Below are 18,070 nucleotides of genomic sequence, written 5' to 3'. Positions count from 1 at the left end.
TCTCGTATAATACCAAAGAAGGAGGTGAACCGGATGTCCGATGTATTGGAGCGTGTAAAACGCATCGTCGTCGACCGCTTGGGCGCAGACGAAGCTGAAGTTACACTTGAAGCATCTTTCAAAGAAGATTTGGGTGCTGATTCTTTGGATGTAGTGGAATTGGTCATGGAATTGGAAGATGAATTTGATTTGGAAATCTCTGATGAAGATGCAGAAAAAATCACGACCGTAGGTGAAGTTGTAAACTACATACAATCTCATACCTAAAGTCATTTTTAGTCCCGCACATGTTTTCGAACAGGCGGGACTTCTCATCATTCATTGGTTTTTCTCATTCCGCAAGCAGCTCTACTCAAACAGGCCTATCTTGGTTGATTAGATGTCTGTTTGCGGATATTCCCACAAAATACTTGCGTAATGCAGTCGATATAGAGGTGACTCGGTTTGAAACAAAGAGTAGTAATTACCGGAATGGGCGTAATGACATCGCTCGGAAAAGATTTGGAAACGTTCTGGGGCAGTTTAATGGCAGGAAAGTCCGGAATTTCTCAGATTGAGGCGTTTGATGTTAGTGAATACACGACACAGATTGCAGCCGAGATCAAGGATTTCAACCCGGAAGAATATATGGATCGCAAGGATGCTCGCAAAATGGACCGTTTTGTACAGTTCGCTGTGGCAGCCGGCTTCAAAGCCGTTGAAGACAGTGGTCTGAAAATTAACGAGAATATTGATGCAGAGCGTTTCGGTGTATCCATCGGATCAGGTATTGGTGGATTGGGTACGTGGGAGGACCAACATAATGCATTGTTGCAAAAAGGTCCAAAACGGGTAAGCCCATTTTTTATTCCCATGATGATCTCCAACATGGCTTCAGGCCAAATGTCCATTTCTCTTGGTGCCAAAGGTCCTAACATTAACGTTGTTACGGCTTGTGCAACAGGTACACACTCCATCGGAGATTCCTTCAAGTTGATTGCTAATGGTGATGCAGATGCCATGATCTGTGGTGGTGCGGAAGCAACAATCAGACCAACGGGTCTCGCAGGGTTCTGTGCGATGCGCGCAATGTCTACACGTAATGATGATCCTGCGAAGTCCAGCCGTCCTTTTGATACAGAACGTGATGGTTTTGTTATGGGCGAAGGCGCTGGTGTTCTGATTCTGGAATCCCTGGAGCATGCTCAAAAACGTGGTGCACGCATTTATGGTGAAGTGATCGGTTACGGTCTGACAGGTGATGCACATCACATGACAGAACCAGATCCAGACGGAGCAGCACGTTGCATGAAGATGGCACTTCGCAATGCGGGTATTGAGCCTGAAGAAGTGGATTACATCAATGCACACGGAACTTCGACGCCTGTAGGTGACAGATCCGAAACGCTCGCGATCAAAAAGGCGTTTGGTGATCATGCGTACAAGCTCGCAGTGAGTTCCACGAAATCCATGACGGGCCACATGCTTGGCGCTGCTGGTGGTGTAGAAGCGGTCATCTGCGGATTGTCACTGACACATCAGACACTGGCTCCAACGATTAACCTGGAAAATCAGGACCCGGAATGTGATCTGGATTATGTACCAAATGTTCCGCGTCAAACCAAAGTTAATATTGCCATGTCCAATTCATTTGGATTCGGCGGTCACAATGCCACCATTATTCTCAAAAAATTTGAAGCATAAGGGGCTAGTTCGTTTGAGTGAAGATCTGAAGCAGTTACAACATAAACTTCAAATCAAATTTGACAACAGGCAGCTTTTAAAACAAGCGTTTACCCATGCTTCTTATGTAAACGAACACCGGTTCAGTCAGCATCAGGACAACGAGCGCCTGGAGTTTCTGGGCGATGCCGTGCTGGAACTGACTGTATCGGAATACTTGTATCATTTGTATCCTAACCGTCCGGAAGGTGAATTAACTAAGCTGCGGGCATCCATTGTCTGTGAGCCTTCCCTCGTCAAATTTGCTGAAGCGTTGGGTTTTGGGCAGTATGTACTTCTTGGTAAAGGTGAGGAACTAACTGGAGGACGGACGCGGCCGGCTCTGCTGGCGGATGTGTTTGAGTCTTTCATTGGTGCATTGTATCTGGATCAGGGGCTTGCGCCTGTCCGGGCATTTCTCGACCAGCATGTCTTCCCATTAATCGTATTGGGCAGCAAGCTGCAAATGAGTGATTACAAAACGGAACTGCAGGAACTTACTCAGCATCACAATATGGGAGCTTTGGAATACCGTATCGTTGAGGAACGGGGACCTGCCCATGAACGTGAGTTTGTCTCGGAGGTCCATATGGGTCAAGAACGGCTTGGCAGAGGTACAGGACGTTCCAAAAAGGAAGCGGAACAACAGGCTGCATCTGCAGCACTTGATCGATTGAAGCTTCCGGAAGCCGGAGCTTAACCGATAGCGCATAGACAAACGAAGAGCAAAGAGCAGCCCGCGGGTCCGCCCCGGCGGAAGTAATCGGCCGGACTGCTTTTTGCTCTTTTTTTTGTAAAGAGGTTCAGGGGGAGTTAGCCTGATACTTAGGCGCTGGAATGCAATACTTGAAATTTGCAAGAGGAGGTGACGAGAAACCCTATGTTTTTAAAACGGATTGAATTGGGTGGATTCAAGTCATTCGCCGACAAAACGGAGATGGAGTTCGTTCGTGGCATTACGGCTGTTGTAGGTCCGAACGGAAGTGGCAAGAGTAATATATCGGACGGAATCCGCTGGGTTCTGGGGGAACAAAGTGCCAAGTCGCTGCGTGGTGGCAAGATGGAAGATATCATCTTTGCAGGCAGTGACGCACGGAAAGCCGTTAATTTCGGTGAGGTGTCGCTAACACTCGATAACGAGGATCATGCACTTGCATTGGATTTCGGTGAGGTGACGGTGACTCGTCGTGTACATCGCAGCGGAGATAGTGAATATTTTATTAACAAGCAATCTTGTCGTTTGAAGGATATCACAGAGTTGTTTATGGATACCGGCATCGGTAAGGAAGCCTACTCGATTATTGGACAGGGGCGAATCGAAGAGATTCTGAGTACCCGTTCAGAGGATCGTAGAGGCATCTTTGAGGAAGCTTCAGGTATCGTTAAATATAAATCCCGCAAGCGGGATGCAACGCGCAAACTGGATGAGACAGAGCAGAATTTGCTGCGGATTCATGATCTGGTGACTGAACTGGAAGATCAGATTGGACCGCTAAAGGAACAATCAGAGAAAGCGATCCACTATAAAGAACTTCGTTCACAGCTCAAATCGCAGGAAATTTCCATGTATGTGTACCAGATCGAACAGATTCATGCATCCTGGAGTAAGGCCAATGAGCGACTGCAATCCCTGAAGCAGGAAGAGGTTGGACTCGCAGCGATTGTCTCTACCCATGATGCCAAGCTGGAAAATGATCGGAATGCGCTGCGTATCCTGGAAACAGAGACAGAGCAACTGCAAGCCGCTTTATTGCAATTCAGTGAAGCGACGGAGAAAAGTGAAGGGCTTGGAGAATTGCTCAAGGAGCGCTCCCACCATCTGCAAACAAATCAGGAGCAGCTCAAAGTAACGCTTGCAGCCAGTGAAGAGAGACATCGCGAACGGGAAACCGAGCTGCTTGCACTGCGTGAGAAGTTTGGCAAACTTGAGCATGAACTGAATGATGTGAGAAATCAGTTGTCCCAGGAAGAAGCCAAACTCATTGGTGTCACAGGTGGCATTAGTCAACAGCAAGAGGAAAGCCTCAAAGGCAACTTGCTGGAACTGATGAATCAGATGGCTCAGACACGAAATGAAATCCGTTATGTGGATCAGCAGAAAGAAACGCTGGAGCGCAGAATGAATCGCGCGGCTGAAGAATCAGGCAAATGGGAAGATCAAAAAGAGACACTGGAAAGTCGCAAAGCGGACATTGAGAAAAAAGTTGTTCGTTTGGGCAAAGAAATCAGTGATCTACGTGGTGGTTACATTACGGAAAGTGAACGACTCCAGTCGCTGCAGAAGCTGCTTGAAGAAAGTCGGGGCACAGTTCGTAAATGGGAACAGAAGCGTGAAGCTCAGGTCTCCCGCCGCGATACGATGAAAGAGATGCAGGATGATTTTGACGGATTCATGCTGGGTGTCAAGGAGGTCCTCAAGGCTTCACGCAAAGGCACACTTAACGGTGTTCATGGAGCTGTAGCTGAACTCGTCAAAGTTCCAGAAAAGATTGAACTTGCGGTAGAGACAGCGATGGGAGCATCATTGCAGCATGTGGTCATGGAAAATGAATCAGTTTCCAGACAGGCAATCGCTTTCCTGAAGCAACGCCAGTTGGGGCGTGCAACGTTCCTGCCACTGGATGTCATTCGTCCTCGTGCCATTGGAGCAGCTGAACGTTCCATGATCGAAGGTATGGAGGGTTTTGTGGGGATCGGTGCTGATCTCGTTCAATTCGAATCCAAGTACGCTTCGATCATTGGCAGCTTGCTCGGTAATGTTATTATTGCCGAAACGCTGGAGGTTGCGAATAAAATTGCGGCGCGCTGCCAGTATCGTTTCCGGGTTGTGACCCTTGAAGGTGACGTGGTCAATGCGGGTGGTTCCATGACGGGTGGTAGCCAGCATAAGAAAAATGTGAGTCTGCTCAGTCGGAAACGGCAGCTGGACCAGCTCGATCAGGATATTTTGGATACCGAAAATCAGATCGTGAAACTGCATCGCAGTGTGGATGATGTAAAAGTTCAACTGGAGCAGTGTCAGGACAAACTGGATGAACTTCGTCAGTCCGGTGACGATACCCGAAATGCAGAACAGCAGGCTTCGATGGAAATGAAGCAGGTAGAGCATGAGCTTCGCCATGTGCTTGAACAGGTTGCCGTTGCCGGGCAGGAGAAGAGCGGCTTTACTGAAGAGATCAAAGAGCTGGATACGGCTCGCATCGTCGCTGTGAAGAAGCTGGATCAGCTTGAAGAGGAAGAAAAAGCGACTCATCGTGCCATTCATGCAGCTGAGTTTGCTCGGAAAGCCAATGAATCCGCGAAGGAAGAATTGCAGAGCCAACTCACCGAATTGAAAGTGCGCGAAGGCAAGCTCGATCAGGAGCGATTCTCCAATGGAGAACAATTGCGACGTCTGGAGCGGGAAGTAGAGTCGCTGGTGAAGGATCTTCGTCAGAATCGCACGTTGCTGGCTTCGATGGAAGCAGATCTCAAGAAAACACAAACCGAGAGTGTCAAGCAGATTGAAGATCTGAACCAGTACAAGCTGAAAAAAGCGGAAGCTTCCCAGGAGCTGGACTTCAAACGTGCTGCTCGAAGTGAGTTGTCTAAAAAGCTTGAGCTTGCCGAGAGCGAAACGAAGGAACAGCGCACGCAGTTAAAAGCTGTGGAAGAGCAGATGCGACAGACTGAAATTTCCGTGAACCGGCTGGATGTTGAGCTGGAAAATATACTGCGAAAACTGACGGATGAATACGAACTGGGCTATGAACTGGCCAAAGAGCGTTATCCTGTGCCGGAAGATGTGGAGCATACACAGGCAGAAGTACAGAAGCTGAAACGCAGTATATCCGCCCTGGGTGATGTTAACCTGGGAGCGATTGAGGAGTTCCAGCGAGTCAATGAGCGATACGAGTTCCTGAGTGAACAGAAGAATGACTTGGTGGAAGCCAAAACAACGTTGTATCAGGTTATTCGGGAAATGGAAGACGAGATGGCGAAGCGATTCAAGATCACGTTTGATGCCATCCGCCGTGAGTTCGGCACCGTGTTTACCAAGTTGTTTGGCGGGGGACGAGCTGATCTTGTTCTGATGGACCCGGAGCGTTTGCTAGAAACGGGAATAGATATTGTGGCTCAGCCACCAGGCAAGAAACTGCAAAACCTGCAACTGTTATCCGGTGGGGAGCGGGCTTTGACGGCAATGGCTTTGTTATTTGCTATTCTGCATGTCAAACCTGTACCATTCTGCGTGCTGGATGAAGTTGAGGCAGCGCTGGACGAAGCTAACGTCGTACGTTTTGCCCAGTACTTGCGTGAATTCTCCGAACAGACACAGTTCATCGTTGTTACCCATCGTAAAGGTACAATGGAAGAGGCAGATGTGCTGTACGGTGTTACGATGGAAGAGGGCGGAGTATCCAAGCTTGTTTCGGTTAAACTGGAAGATGAGGAAGCAGTAATTGCCTGATCTGATCCAAACCTGCGAGACAAATGAACTCATTGTAATCATTGAAAATCATTCAGATTGAGCATTTATGCAAAAGCGCTAAGATTATGTACACGATGGAGGGGCTTTATGAGTTTTTTTAAAAAGCTGAGAGACAGCATTGCAAGCAAAACGGAGTCGGTCACCAAACAGTTCAAGGATGGATTGGAAAAGACACGTAAAGGACTAGTGGAAAAAGTGTCGGATCTCGTAATCCGCCGCAAAAAAATCGATGAAGAGTTCTATGAAGAATTGGAAGAGATTCTGATTGGAGCAGACGTTGGTGTTAATACCGTTATGAATCTGATCGAAGATCTGCGCGTTGAAGTGAAAAAACGCAAAATTGAGGACGCGGCTGAACTGCAGCCTGTGTTGTCTGAGAAACTGACGGATCTTCTTCGCGGTGAACAGAATAACGAATTGAAAATGAACCCGAATGGCATTACCGTTATTTTGTTCGTTGGCGTTAACGGTGTTGGTAAAACAACAACGATTGGCAAGCTGGCACATCGATTTAAACAGCAAGGTAAAAAAGTCATCATGGCAGCTGGAGATACGTTCCGTGCCGGAGCCATTGAACAGCTGGAAGTATGGGGACAACGTGCCGGTGTCGATGTTATCAAACAGCAATCTGGTTCTGATCCAGCAGCGGTTATGTATGATGCGGTACAGGCAGCGAAACAACGGGGTGCGGATGTTCTGCTCTGTGATACAGCAGGTCGTTTGCAAAACAAATCGAACCTGATGGACGAGCTTAACAAAATCTATCGTGTCATTCAGCGTGAAATTCCGGATGCTCCGCATGAAGTACTGATGGTACTGGATGCAACAACAGGTCAAAATGCTTTAAACCAGGCTAAACTTTTCGGTGAGAAAAGCGGTGTAACTGGCCTCGTACTGACGAAACTGGATGGAACAGCAAAAGGGGGGATCGTTGTTGCGATCCGTCAGGAGCTGGACTTGCCTGTGAAACTCGTGGGACTTGGTGAGAAGATTGATGATCTGCAGCCGTTTGATTCTGAGCAATTTGTGCATGCTTTGTTCGCCGGATTGATCCAGGAACAGCCAGCGGAAAGTGCTGAAGAAGAGGAATCTAATTCCTAAAATCATTAATAATAGGTTGAATTAATAATGTTAACCCTATTGCCAGTGATATACGTGATAAGTGTCACGTGTAATGTCACTGGCAATACGTGTATAATGGGAATAAAGTTGGCAATGTTAAAGGGTCAGAAAGGACGGTTGAAAATGGCCAATACGTATACCTATTCTCGCCGTGAAGAAGTCGCCAATGCGGTGACACATGGAATCGGCGCTGCACTCAGTGTAGCTGCACTGGTGATATTGATTGTATTTTCAAGTATGAAAGGCACGGCTTGGCATGTGGTCAGTTTCACGATTTACGGGATCACCATGCTGCTGCTCTATACAAGTTCTACACTCGTGCATGCATGGAAAGATGGAAAAGTGAAAGATTTATTTGAGATTTTCGACCATTCTTCCATTTATTTGTTTATTGCGGGATCGTACACTCCGCTTTTGTTTATTGCTGTTCGCGGTACACTTGGATGGACCTTGTTTGGTATAATCTGGGGTATCGCATTATTCGGCGTGATCTTTAAGGCGTTTTTTACGAAAAAATTTCTATTCATGTCCACGATTTTCTATATTGCGATGGGCTGGCTCATCGTTATTGCCTGGCAACCTCTTATGGCTGCCATTCCTACAGGCGGCATTGTGTTGCTGGTTGCTGGAGGCCTGATGTATACACTGGGTACGCTCTTTTATGTGTGGCGTGGATTTCCGTACCACCATGCGATTTGGCATCTCTTTGTGCTAGCAGGAAGTATTCTTCATTTCTTTATGGTACTGCTGTACCTGACACCACTTCGTTAGAACACCATAAACGGATGCATCTCCACGGACTGAGACGCATTCGTTTTTCTTCTACATAGAGGTGATCGCAGAGTTACAGATAGGATTTCCTTGTTGTAAAAAAGGACATAAACCACCGGTTAAACATCGAAATAACATACCATCAGAGCTGTTTTGATTGTGACAAGTATTTTTGCTTGACAACCTGATTTGTTTTAGGTATTATTAGGAACGTTGCAAGAGTGTAAAGTGTTTTTCCTTGACGAAGGGAGTGCCCCGATGTGAGTCAAGAAAATCGGCTTGAGAAGACAAACCGGATTAACTTGCTGTTTGCTTTTTATGAATTGTTACTTACCGAGAAACAGCAGACTTTTCTAAAGTATTACTTTCATGACGATTTCTCACTTGGTGAAATTGCAGCCGAGTTTGAGATCAGCCGCCAGGCGGTATACGAGCATATCAAGCGTGCCGAGCAAGTGCTGGAAAATTACGAAAGCAAGCTGGGCTTGCTGGAAAAGCATGAACGGCGTAATCGCAATCTTGAAGATTTGCAAAATGCATTGGAACGCGCAGGCGTATCCATTGATAACAACAAACAAATACACGATATTGTTGCTCAGCTTAGTGAATGAAAAATTGGCTGAGCGGAACGTATCGGTCTTGAAAACAGTATTAAAGCTTAAGGAGGTGGGATCATGGCATTTGAAGGATTAACGACCCGATTACAGAATGTGTTCAGCAAGCTGCGCGGCAAAGGCAAGGTGTCTGATGAAGATGTAGCCGAGGCTATGCGCGAGGTACGTCTGGCATTGCTCGAAGCGGATGTAAACTTCAAAGTGGTCAAGGAATTCATCGCCAAGGTGAAAGAGAAGGCTGTTGGCAAAGAAGTGATGGAGAGCTTCACGCCGGGAATGGTCATCATCGACATCGTTAACAAGGAACTAACGGATTTGATGGGTGGAAGCCAAGCCAAATTGGCTAAAGCGAACAAACCGCCTACGGTGCTGATGATGGTTGGTTTGCAGGGTGCTGGTAAAACAACCACATCGGGTAAACTGGCTAAAATGCTGCAAAAGCAAAACAGCAGACCATTGCTTGTTGCAGGAGATATTTATCGTCCGGCAGCGATCAAACAGTTGCAAGTACTTGGCGAGCAGATCAAAGCGCCGGTATTCACACTGGGAGATCAGACAAGCCCTGTTGAGATCGCACGTCAAGGTCTTCAACATGCCAAAGATAACGGTAATGACTATGTTATTATCGATACAGCTGGACGTCTGCATGTTGATGAAGAACTGATGGAAGAACTTCGCCAGATTCACAGCGTAGTGAATCCAGATGAAGTGCTGCTTGTCGTAGACAGTATGACTGGTCAGGATGCGGTTAACGTAGCAGAACACTTTAACCAGCAGCTTAATCTGACCGGGGTTGTCCTGACAAAGCTGGATGGAGATACTCGTGGTGGTGCTGCGCTTTCTGTCAAAGCAGTTACGGGTTGTCCAATCAAGTTTGCTTCCCTTGGAGAGAAACTTGACGCTTTGGAGCCGTTCCACCCGGAACGTATGGCTTCACGGATCCTCGGTATGGGTGATATGTTATCTCTGATTGAGAAAGCACAATTAAACATTGATACCGATAAAGCCAAGGAAATGGAACGGAAGATGCGTAATGCAGAATTCACGTTTGAAGATTTCCTGGAGCAGATGGATCAAGTGAAAAAGCTGGGACCAATCGATCAGATCATGGATATGATTCCCGGCATGGGCAAGATGAAACAAGCCAAGGATCTGAAGGTTGATGATAAACAGATGGGCCGGATCGAAGCGATCGTTTACTCAATGACGACCGAGGAGAAACGCAACCCGGACATGATCAACCACAGCCGCCGGAAGCGTATTGCTACCGGAAGCGGAACATCTCTGGCTGAAGTAAATCGTCTGATCAAGCAATTTGATGAGATGCGCCGCATGATGAAACAGTTCTCGGATATGATGGGACCTAAAGGCGGTAAAAATAAAGCGATGAAGCAGCTTAAAGGTATGGGGAAAGGAATGAAGTTTCCTTTCCGTTGATTTAAGCGAAGCTGGATCATATACAGATTTCATTGAAGGAGGTGAATTTTCAAATGGCAGTTCGTATTCGTCTGAAACGTATGGGTGCTCACAAAGCTCCTTTCTACCGCGTAGTGGTATCGGATTCCCGTTCCCCACGTGACGGTCGTTTTATCGAGGAGATCGGTTACTACAACCCGGTTGAACAACCGGCTGTTGTTAAGATCGATGAAGATAAAGCATTGGCATGGCTTCAAAACGGTGCACAAGCATCTGACACTGTCCGCAACTTGCTTAGCAAAGCGGGCGTGATGAAGAAGTTCCACGAGTCTAAATTATCTAAATAAAGTGCTGATTCGGAGGGTCATCTATGGAAGAATTAGTAAGCATAATTGCTAAGGCTTTAGTCGATCATCCGGAAGATGTGGCGGTTCGGACGGTTGAGAAAGACCGGCTTGTCGTTTATGAGTTAACCGTTCATCCTGACGATGTCGGGAAGGTAATTGGTAAACAGGGACGAATCGCAAAATCACTTCGTACGGTCGTCACATCAGCAGCAGTTAAGATGGATAAACGGGTTACCGTTGATATCATATCTTAAAGATATACGAAAGGGGGTTAGGATGCATGTCCTAGCCCCTTTTCGTGCATGCTGAACTTAATAGGTTGGATTAGATATTGAATTAAAATATTTTTGGGTATGAGTGACTTCGGAGTAGTGTAGGGGACGGGATCGATTCTGGAGAAGCGTTAACGTTCGCCTTTATCACCTCATTTTCACTTTTTAAAGTAAGTTCGAAAAATGAGGGGGTAACAGCGATCGAATGAACGAACCGTCGCCGGAACGACCGTACGAGAGTCGAAGTAGCTGTTTAGTTTGATTTAATTTCGTAGGAGGAAATATGGCAGAGTTTATGAATGTAGGTAAAATCGTTAATACGCATGGAATTCGCGGTGAGGTGAGAATCATGCCTTTAACCGATTTCCCGGAAGTGCGTTTCGCGAAGAATGCAGAGTTGTTTTTCTTTACACCAGATAATCATCCAGTCATGGTTAACGTGGAATCTTCACGTTTGCATAAAAATATGTATATTCTTCGTCTGAAAGAGTACGGCAACATTAATGAAGTAGAAAAGTTTAAAGGCGGCATGGCCAAAGTGTTAAAAGAGAACCTGGCTGAGCTGGACGAAGGTGAATACTACTTCCATCAAATCGTTGGGTGTTCGGTCATAACCGAAGAGGGTGAAACGCTTGGAACCATCTCTGAAATTTTGACTCCGGGTGCCAATGATGTATGGGTTGTCAAAACGCCAGCTGGTAAAGAAGTGCTGATTCCCGTTATTGATGATGTAGTGCTTGATGTAGACATCGAACAGAAGCAAGTGAAGATTCACCTGATGGAAGGGCTGCTATAACATGAAAGTGGATGTATTAACGCTATTCCCGGAGATGTTTGACGGTGTGTTCGGAGCAAGCATTCTGGGTAAAGCTCAAACGAGGGGGCTCGTATCCCTTGGTGCAACCAACTTCCGAAATTATGCGACCAATAAACACAATACAGTAGATGATGCTCCTTACGGCGGAGGTGGAGGCATGGTGCTGAAACCAGATCCGATCTTTGCTGCTGTAGAAGATGTTCTGGAGCAACGCGGAGAAGCTGCGGCATCGATGAAACCTCCACGTATCATTCTAATGTGTCCGCAAGGTGAGACGTTTACACAGAAAAAAGCAGAAGAACTTGTGCAAGAAGATCATCTGATTTTTATATGTGGACATTATGAAGGTTACGATGAGCGTATCCGCGAATTTCTTGTGACGGATGAACTATCCATTGGTGATTACGTACTCACGGGTGGGGAGTTACCTGCTATGGTTGCGATCGACAGTATCGTACGTCTTATACCCGGTGTGCTTGGCAATGAGACAAGTGCTGTGACGGATTCATTCAGTACTGGGCTCCTCGAATATCCACACTACACACGTCCACCCGAGTTTAGGGGTATGAAAGTACCGGATATGCTGTTGTCGGGACATCATCTGAACATTGAGGCATGGCGCAGAGAACAGTCGTTGCTTCGTACGCTGGAGCGCAGACCGGAGATGTTGGAAACGGCCGATTTGACGGATAAAGAACGTATTTGGTTGAAAAAGATACGCTCAAACCGTAAACATAGCACAGAGTAAGTATATGATATGTATCGTATAAACATGTAAATATTATTTTCCAGAGTTCGAAAAGGCCTACCTTGATACTAAAGGTTGGCTTTTTTTGTGTACATTGAAAAGAATACTGGATCTTCATTAGTATATTTTATAAAATACTAGTATAATTAATGAAACTAAGTTTCATTAAGTGAAACAAAAGGCGGTGTATGAATGACTTACAATATTATTGGTCTTGATCATATTCAGCTCGCAGCACCAGAAGGTTGTGAAGCGGAGGCGCGTCATTTTTTCCATAAAGTACTGGGCTGGGCGGAGATTCCCAAACCTGAAATTCTGAGAAAACGAGGTGGTGTATGGTTCGAGTGTGGCAGACACCAAGTGCATATTGGAGTACAAAAAGATTTTATTCCCGCCACAAAAGCTCATCCGGCATTTCATGTACAACATTTGGATCAGTTACGTGATCAGCTCATTCATAACCAAATTCATATTGTCGATGACGAAGCAAGGGCAGATGAAGGTGTAAGACGTTTCTATATAAATGATCCTTTTGGCAATCGTCTTGAGTTCTTAGAGTGGGTTTAAAATCATTCATTTAAATCGTTTAATTACGTAGGCACTTTTTTGCAGCTTTGAACTTTTTTGCATGATTCTAAATAGGGTTGTAAAAGAAAGGGATTTTCTTTATGGTGAACTCAGCTGGAATTGAATAATAAAGATAGCTGAGGAGGAAGGTTATGAATCATCAGCCTTATGAAATCGCGAGAGTAGATATTAGCCAAGCTGGAGAACGTTGCAAAATGCTTTTGGGAGATCTGAATGGGGATGGCAGACTTGAGATGTTGCTGGTACAGGCAGATGGGGGTATAGACGATCGGTATGTCCCGCATCAGGTATGTTGTTTGACTGCGTTTGATCTCGAAGGAACATTACTATGGCAGGTTGGAATTCCTGATCCCGATGCAGGTGGTCCGGGTTCAGACTATCCCGCTCAGATCGCAGATTGGGATGGAGATGGAAATAATGAAGTATTGTGTGTTATGGACAAACAATTTCTCGTGTTGGATGGCCGGACCGGAGAGATCAAAGAAACACGTGATCTGCCAGGGGATGAAGCACATGACTGCATTATTCTCGCGAACCTGACTGGTAACCAGCAGGAAATGGACATTATACTGAAAGACCGCTATAAGACGTTATGGGCACTCGACCATGATTTTAATTTGTTATGGAAGCATGAAGGGAATCCGGGACATTTTCCATGGGTATATGACATCGATGGAGATGGGAAAGATGAAGTGATGGCCGGATATGACATGCTGGATCATGATGGGACGTTGTTATGGTCTTGTCATAATCTTGAGGATCATGCTGACTGTATATGGTTTGGAGACGTTGACGGTGATGGGGAAGTTGAGGTTGTTATCGGTGGCAGTGTCACGGTCATGATGGACCGCTATGGTAATGAGAAGTGGCGTTATGAAGATTCGATTGAATCACAGCATATTGCATTGGGTCATTTTTGTACTGGAATGGAAGGTTTACAGATTGCAGGCCTGGACCGGATTGTCCGAGGGGATGAGCATGGTAAGGATGGAATGTTCATGCTGGATAGCGCAGGGCAAGAAATTTGGAAAGAAAATCGCGCGACTCGGGGCTGGTTAACCATTATAGAGCCTGTGTGTAACTGGGATGAGGGTGGACTCGATTATATTTTGGCGTATCGCAGAGGTGGAGATGTGTTGCCTTCTTTGGTAGATGGAGATATGAAAACGGTCACTGAATTCCCGAAAGAGGGATATGCGGTACATGCAGATCTGGTTCAGACAGGGAAAGAACAGATCATTATCTATGACGCAGAGGAAGCGGTGATGTATTCCAGCTCTCCGATGACATTATCACTTACCGATGCAAAAAAAGCCAAGCCACAGCTTAAAAGGCTGTATAGCTCGACTCTGTATCCAGGCGGTGAAGTTAAACTCTAGGTTTCACTGCTCATTCTCAGATGCAGGTAATCCATTCTGCGGACTGGATTCCGGCTGAAGCAAGGACGCTAGGTCAGTACCTGTCGTGACCGTCAAACGAGGTAGCTTCATGGGATGATCTCCTGGATGCACAAATCCAGACTTTACGGTAAAGGCCATGCGATATCCATGTTGCTGTAACTTGTAGATCATCTGTGTACTGGTATAACCAAAAGGATAGGCCAGATAAGGTGTGTCTATTCCGGTTTCCTTCATTTGCTCGATATCATCATCCAGAAGACTGGTGTCCAGACCGACAGGTACGCTGTTCCCACAACGCATAAATCCCTTGTGATGCAGGTTATACGTATGGCTGTTAAATTCAAATACGTCGGTTGCTGCCTGCATCTCTGGCTTGGAGATGAAACTGTTGATGGCGGGCTCAAATACCGAAGGTTTATCCTGAATTTTACTGCCTATGACAAACAGCGAGGCATGAAAATTATATTTCTGAAGCACAGGGTAAGCTAATGTATAATTGTTCTGGTATCCGTCATCAAAGGTAATAACAATGGACTTCTGTGGTAAGGATAACTTTCCATTAACATATTGTTCAAGCTGATCCAGTGTAATTGTTTGGTAGCCTTCATCATGCAGGTATTTCATATTTTGCTCAAAATCCTCCAGATTAATAATGGATTTATTATCTGTCTCGTGATTGTTCAGTTTGGGCTCTATGTAATGATACATCAGTACAGGAACTTCTGTAGCAGTACCTTGTTCAATCTCGAAGGTAGAACGGTCCAGCGCAGATTGGTTAGAGAAGTCAGTGTGTGACAGCTCGAATGCTTTGCGTTTGACTATGTCCCAAGATGTGCAGGCTTTGTGTGACAGTGCATTCGTTGGATGAGTTACGGCATATGCATATAGTGTAATGGAGCATGTGAGCGTGGCGAGTAAGACAAGTGTGATCTTTTTCCAATATTTCATAGTCTAAGCGTTCTCCTTTTAAAGTGGTCAATAAGTTATATCATAGACGATATTTCTACACCGGAAGTTACAGTATTTTTTCCTGTATCAGGTTGACTTGCAGATGAGAGCGTTGATTCACGGTCCATATGAGAGAATGTATTTTAGAATGAAGTCAACATGAGATGGATGAGTATCAGCATTGCTGATTGATCAATAGGTATTTTGTTTAATTTCTCTTGTGTTTTGATATGCTGCGTGATACAATAAGTCTGTTATGTGGAATACGGCGGTCCTCTATGGATAATGAAGGAGACAAGGTGATCTCTGGAAGAAGTATGAACGCCTGTACGGAAGGAGGGAGTCATAGATGAATATCGTTCAAGCGATTACACAAGAACAACTTCGTAAGGATATTCCGAGTTTTCGTCCTGGTGACACTTTGAAAGTGCACGTTAAGGTAATCGAGGGAACTCGTGAGCGTATCCAATTGTTCGAAGGTGTTGTGATTAAACGCCGTGGTGGTGGAATCAGTGAGACTTTTACAGTTCGTAAAATTTCTTACGGTGTAGGTGTGGAAAGAGCTTTCCCGCTTCATTCCCCGAAAATCGATAGAATCGAAGTGGCTCGCCGTGGTAAAGTGCGTCGTGCGAAGCTTTATTATCTTCGTGAACTACGCGGTAAAGCAGCGAGAATTAAAGAAATTCGTTAATATAACGGATACCGGGAAGGGCTTGGAGACAAGCCCTTTTCGTTTTTGTCCGGGAAAAGTTGAACCGGAGGTACACTTCCGAGTAAAATGGTATGGCAACACATGCGGTGAATAGTCCGGGAGGCTTGTAAAATCAGTTATTGAAGTGCGTGTTCAAAAGACCGGTTTTAGTACCGACTTTTTGAACAACCTCTTGAAGACATTTGAATTGTGGATTAAATGTACTGTAATGCTTGGTGAAAGATTACATAACTGATGTGAATGTTTTGTATCCATCCATTGAGTTATTGGAACGATACAGAATGCTGGATGTGTGTACTGCTATAAACATGTACTGTGAAGAGAGGAAGATCTTGAATGGAACAAGAAGTTCAACATGACCGGGGCAATCCTGCCGAAGAGAAAAACAGTCGATCCAAAAAAGCCAAAAATGAAATTGTTGAATGGCTTAAAGCCATTGTTATCGCATTAGTTCTCGTCATTCTGATTCGGTGGTTGCTCTTCAAACCGTTTGTTGTGGACGGTCCGTCCATGCAGCCGAACTTTGAAACGGGTGAACGTGTGATCGTCAACGAGATCTTATATGATATCAGAGAACCGAAGCGCGGTGAAGTTATCGTCTTCCACGTACCATCCGAAGGTCGAGATTTCATTAAACGTGTTATTGCTGTAGAAGGCGATACAGTTGAGGTTCAGGACGATACCGTGATGGTTAACGGTAAAAAGGTTGATGAAACGTATATTCAAGGAGCCATTGATGCAGCTGAAGCCAATGGTGGAACCTATAACGTGAAGGATTTCCCGAATGAGCAGTTCCCTGATGGCAAAGTGCCGGCAGGTCATGTGTTTGTCATGGGAGACAATCGTCCAAATAGTACAGACAGCCGTATGATCGGTTATGTTTCGTTAAAAGATATTATTGGTCGTGCAGATGTGATTTTCTGGCCGATCGGTGATATTAAGTGGATCAACCACTGAAATTGAAGTAAATAATGAGGTGAAGACAAGTTGACGATACAATGGTTTCCAGGTCATATGACTCGAGCCAGACGCCAGATTCAGGATAAGTTAAAGCTCATCGACGTGGTCATCGAACTATTGGATGCCCGTCTGCCTGTCTCCAGCCGTAATCCGATGATTGACGAAATATTGCTGGATAAACCCCGGATGATTCTGTTGAACAAATCGGATTTGGCAGATGCTAAAGTGACGCAAGAATGGATTGAATATTTCAAAAAAGAAGGAATTACTGCTTTTCCTGTAGATGCTTCGACGGGAACCAATGTTAAAGATATTCCCGTGCAGGCCAAGCTTCTTCTTAAAGAAAAAATTGACCGTCAAATTGCTAAAGGGATTAATCCTCGTGCGGTTCGTGGGTTGATCGTAGGGATTCCCAATGTAGGTAAATCAACACTGATTAACCGACTGGCTGGACGGAGTATTGCGTTAACAGGAGATCGTCCTGGTGTGACGAAGGGGCAACAGTGGATCAAGGTAGGCAAAGAAATGGAGTTATTGGATACTCCGGGTATTCTGTGGCCTAAGTTCGAAGATCAAAATGTAGGTTACCGTCTTGCTGTAACTGGTGCGATCAAAGAGGAAATTCTGAATGCAGAGGATATCGCTTTTTTTGGAATCAGTTACCTGATGCGTTATTACTGGGACGCTTTGGAAGAGAGATACGGACTTCAGGAGTTCTCCAGGGATGCAGATGATTCAGACAGTGTTATTGCGATTATGGAACAAGTCGGACGTATCCGTGGATGTGTTGTAAGCGGTGGACGCATTGATCTGGAAAAGGCATCACGAGCATTTCTCCGTGAACTTCGAGCGGGTAAAATGGGACGTTTTTCTATGGAAGCTCCCTATTAAAGAAATGGACTCTACACGATGAAGATCATTATCTTCATTTGTTCATTTCATATATACAAGTGCCGAAAGAAGCGGCCGTTACCGGGATTACCGGGAGCGGTCGTTTTTTTGTGTATACAAACGCGGAAGTAGAGCTTGAGCATACGTTGAAAACGATAAAATGGAAGAGGATTGAAGAACAGTACGCTTAATGGAATTGGCTGGCCTATATATCAGGTGGGTCAGAATCGTGCTATGATAAATGGTGGTGCAATTTAAACTAGACGAGGTCTGATATATTCAATTTAAACCA

The 18,070-nt window shown here is 45.4% G+C and carries 19 protein-coding genes; 18 read left to right on the top strand and 1 reads right to left on the bottom strand.

The features are described from left to right. Positions 1 to 33: 33 nt before the first annotated feature. The 14 genes from acpP (at position 34) to FE296_RS10035 (ending at position 14,246) form a co-directional block, all read left to right on the top strand. Positions 34 to 267 (top strand): acyl carrier protein, encoded by a 234-nt coding sequence (acpP, locus tag FE296_RS10100; protein WP_024630176.1) that lies wholly within the window; start codon positions 34 to 36, stop codon positions 265 to 267. Between the two features lie 177 nt (positions 268 to 444). Further along, a complete protein-coding gene (gene fabF / locus FE296_RS10095; protein ID WP_062833763.1) occupies positions 445 to 1,683 on the top strand; it encodes a beta-ketoacyl-ACP synthase II in 1,239 nt (412 codons plus the stop codon). 13 nt (positions 1,684 to 1,696) lie between these two features. Further along, positions 1,697 to 2,401, top strand: a complete 705-nt coding sequence (gene rnc, locus FE296_RS10090) for a ribonuclease III (protein WP_091031948.1) — start codon at positions 1,697 to 1,699, stop codon at positions 2,399 to 2,401. Positions 2,402 to 2,581: 180 nt separating this feature from the next. Then, a complete protein-coding gene (gene smc, locus FE296_RS10085; protein WP_150364880.1) occupies positions 2,582 to 6,151 on the top strand; it encodes a chromosome segregation protein SMC in 3,570 nt (1,189 codons plus the stop codon). Between the two features lie 108 nt (positions 6,152 to 6,259). Further along, positions 6,260 to 7,273, top strand: a complete 1,014-nt coding sequence (gene ftsY / locus FE296_RS10080; protein WP_124114049.1) for a signal recognition particle-docking protein FtsY — start codon at positions 6,260 to 6,262, stop codon at positions 7,271 to 7,273. Between the two features lie 144 nt (positions 7,274 to 7,417). Beyond that, entirely contained in the window at positions 7,418 to 8,065 is a 648-nt protein-coding gene (gene trhA, locus FE296_RS10075; RefSeq protein ID WP_017689222.1) for a PAQR family membrane homeostasis protein TrhA, read from the top strand. 260 nt (positions 8,066 to 8,325) lie between these two features. Then, positions 8,326 to 8,676 carry a YlxM family DNA-binding protein gene (gene ylxM / locus FE296_RS10070; RefSeq protein ID WP_017689221.1) on the top strand — a complete coding sequence of 117 codons (351 nt, stop codon included), beginning with the start codon at positions 8,326 to 8,328 and terminating at the stop codon, positions 8,674 to 8,676. A gap of 63 nt (positions 8,677 to 8,739) precedes the next feature. Next, positions 8,740 to 10,116, top strand: a complete 1,377-nt coding sequence (gene ffh / locus FE296_RS10065) for a signal recognition particle protein (RefSeq protein ID WP_062833767.1) — start codon at positions 8,740 to 8,742, stop codon at positions 10,114 to 10,116. A gap of 53 nt (positions 10,117 to 10,169) precedes the next feature. Next, positions 10,170 to 10,442, top strand: coding sequence for a 30S ribosomal protein S16 (gene rpsP / locus FE296_RS10060; RefSeq protein WP_017689219.1), 273 nt, complete (start codon positions 10,170 to 10,172; stop codon positions 10,440 to 10,442). Between the two features lie 23 nt (positions 10,443 to 10,465). Then, entirely contained in the window at positions 10,466 to 10,696 is a 231-nt protein-coding gene (locus tag FE296_RS10055; RefSeq protein ID WP_024630185.1) for a KH domain-containing protein, read from the top strand. A gap of 301 nt (positions 10,697 to 10,997) precedes the next feature. Next, positions 10,998 to 11,510 carry a ribosome maturation factor RimM gene (gene rimM / locus FE296_RS10050; protein ID WP_091031941.1) on the top strand — a complete coding sequence of 171 codons (513 nt, stop codon included), beginning with the start codon at positions 10,998 to 11,000 and terminating at the stop codon, positions 11,508 to 11,510. 1 nt (position 11,511) lies between these two features. Further along, positions 11,512 to 12,279 carry a tRNA (guanosine(37)-N1)-methyltransferase TrmD gene (gene trmD / locus FE296_RS10045; protein WP_150364879.1) on the top strand — a complete coding sequence of 256 codons (768 nt, stop codon included), beginning with the start codon at positions 11,512 to 11,514 and terminating at the stop codon, positions 12,277 to 12,279. Positions 12,280 to 12,471: 192 nt separating this feature from the next. Then, positions 12,472 to 12,846 carry a VOC family protein gene (locus FE296_RS10040; protein ID WP_124114051.1) on the top strand — a complete coding sequence of 125 codons (375 nt, stop codon included), beginning with the start codon at positions 12,472 to 12,474 and terminating at the stop codon, positions 12,844 to 12,846. Positions 12,847 to 12,998: 152 nt separating this feature from the next. Then, positions 12,999 to 14,246 carry a hypothetical protein gene (locus tag FE296_RS10035; protein ID WP_150364878.1) on the top strand — a complete coding sequence of 416 codons (1,248 nt, stop codon included), beginning with the start codon at positions 12,999 to 13,001 and terminating at the stop codon, positions 14,244 to 14,246. Between the two features lie 3 nt (positions 14,247 to 14,249). Here the strand turns inward: FE296_RS10035 and FE296_RS10030 are convergent, their stop codons facing one another. Beyond that, complete coding sequence (locus FE296_RS10030) at positions 14,250 to 15,215, bottom strand: polysaccharide deacetylase family protein (RefSeq protein ID WP_124114053.1); 966 nt, start codon at positions 15,213 to 15,215, stop codon at positions 14,250 to 14,252. Positions 15,216 to 15,564: 349 nt separating this feature from the next. Between FE296_RS10030 and rplS the strand changes: the two genes are divergently transcribed. From rplS to FE296_RS33720, 4 genes are all read left to right on the top strand, one after another. After that, a complete protein-coding gene (rplS, locus tag FE296_RS10025; RefSeq protein ID WP_024630190.1) occupies positions 15,565 to 15,906 on the top strand; it encodes a 50S ribosomal protein L19 in 342 nt (113 codons plus the stop codon). A 357-nt stretch (positions 15,907 to 16,263) separates the two neighbouring features. After that, positions 16,264 to 16,884 carry a signal peptidase I gene (lepB, locus tag FE296_RS10020; RefSeq protein ID WP_124114054.1) on the top strand — a complete coding sequence of 207 codons (621 nt, stop codon included), beginning with the start codon at positions 16,264 to 16,266 and terminating at the stop codon, positions 16,882 to 16,884. A gap of 30 nt (positions 16,885 to 16,914) precedes the next feature. Next, positions 16,915 to 17,778, top strand: a complete 864-nt coding sequence (ylqF, locus tag FE296_RS10015; protein ID WP_124114055.1) for a ribosome biogenesis GTPase YlqF — start codon at positions 16,915 to 16,917, stop codon at positions 17,776 to 17,778. Between the two features lie 59 nt (positions 17,779 to 17,837). Continuing rightward, positions 17,838 to 17,969 carry a hypothetical protein gene (locus tag FE296_RS33720; protein ID WP_263364156.1) on the top strand — a complete coding sequence of 44 codons (132 nt, stop codon included), beginning with the start codon at positions 17,838 to 17,840 and terminating at the stop codon, positions 17,967 to 17,969. Positions 17,970 to 18,070: the final 101 nt, after the last annotated feature.

The sequence above is a fragment of the Paenibacillus sp. UASWS1643 genome, assembly GCF_008693195.1.
GTDB classification, from domain to species: Bacteria; Bacillota; Bacilli; order Paenibacillales; family Paenibacillaceae; genus Paenibacillus; species Paenibacillus amylolyticus_B.
This window is presented reverse-complemented; position numbering and strand designations above follow the sequence as displayed.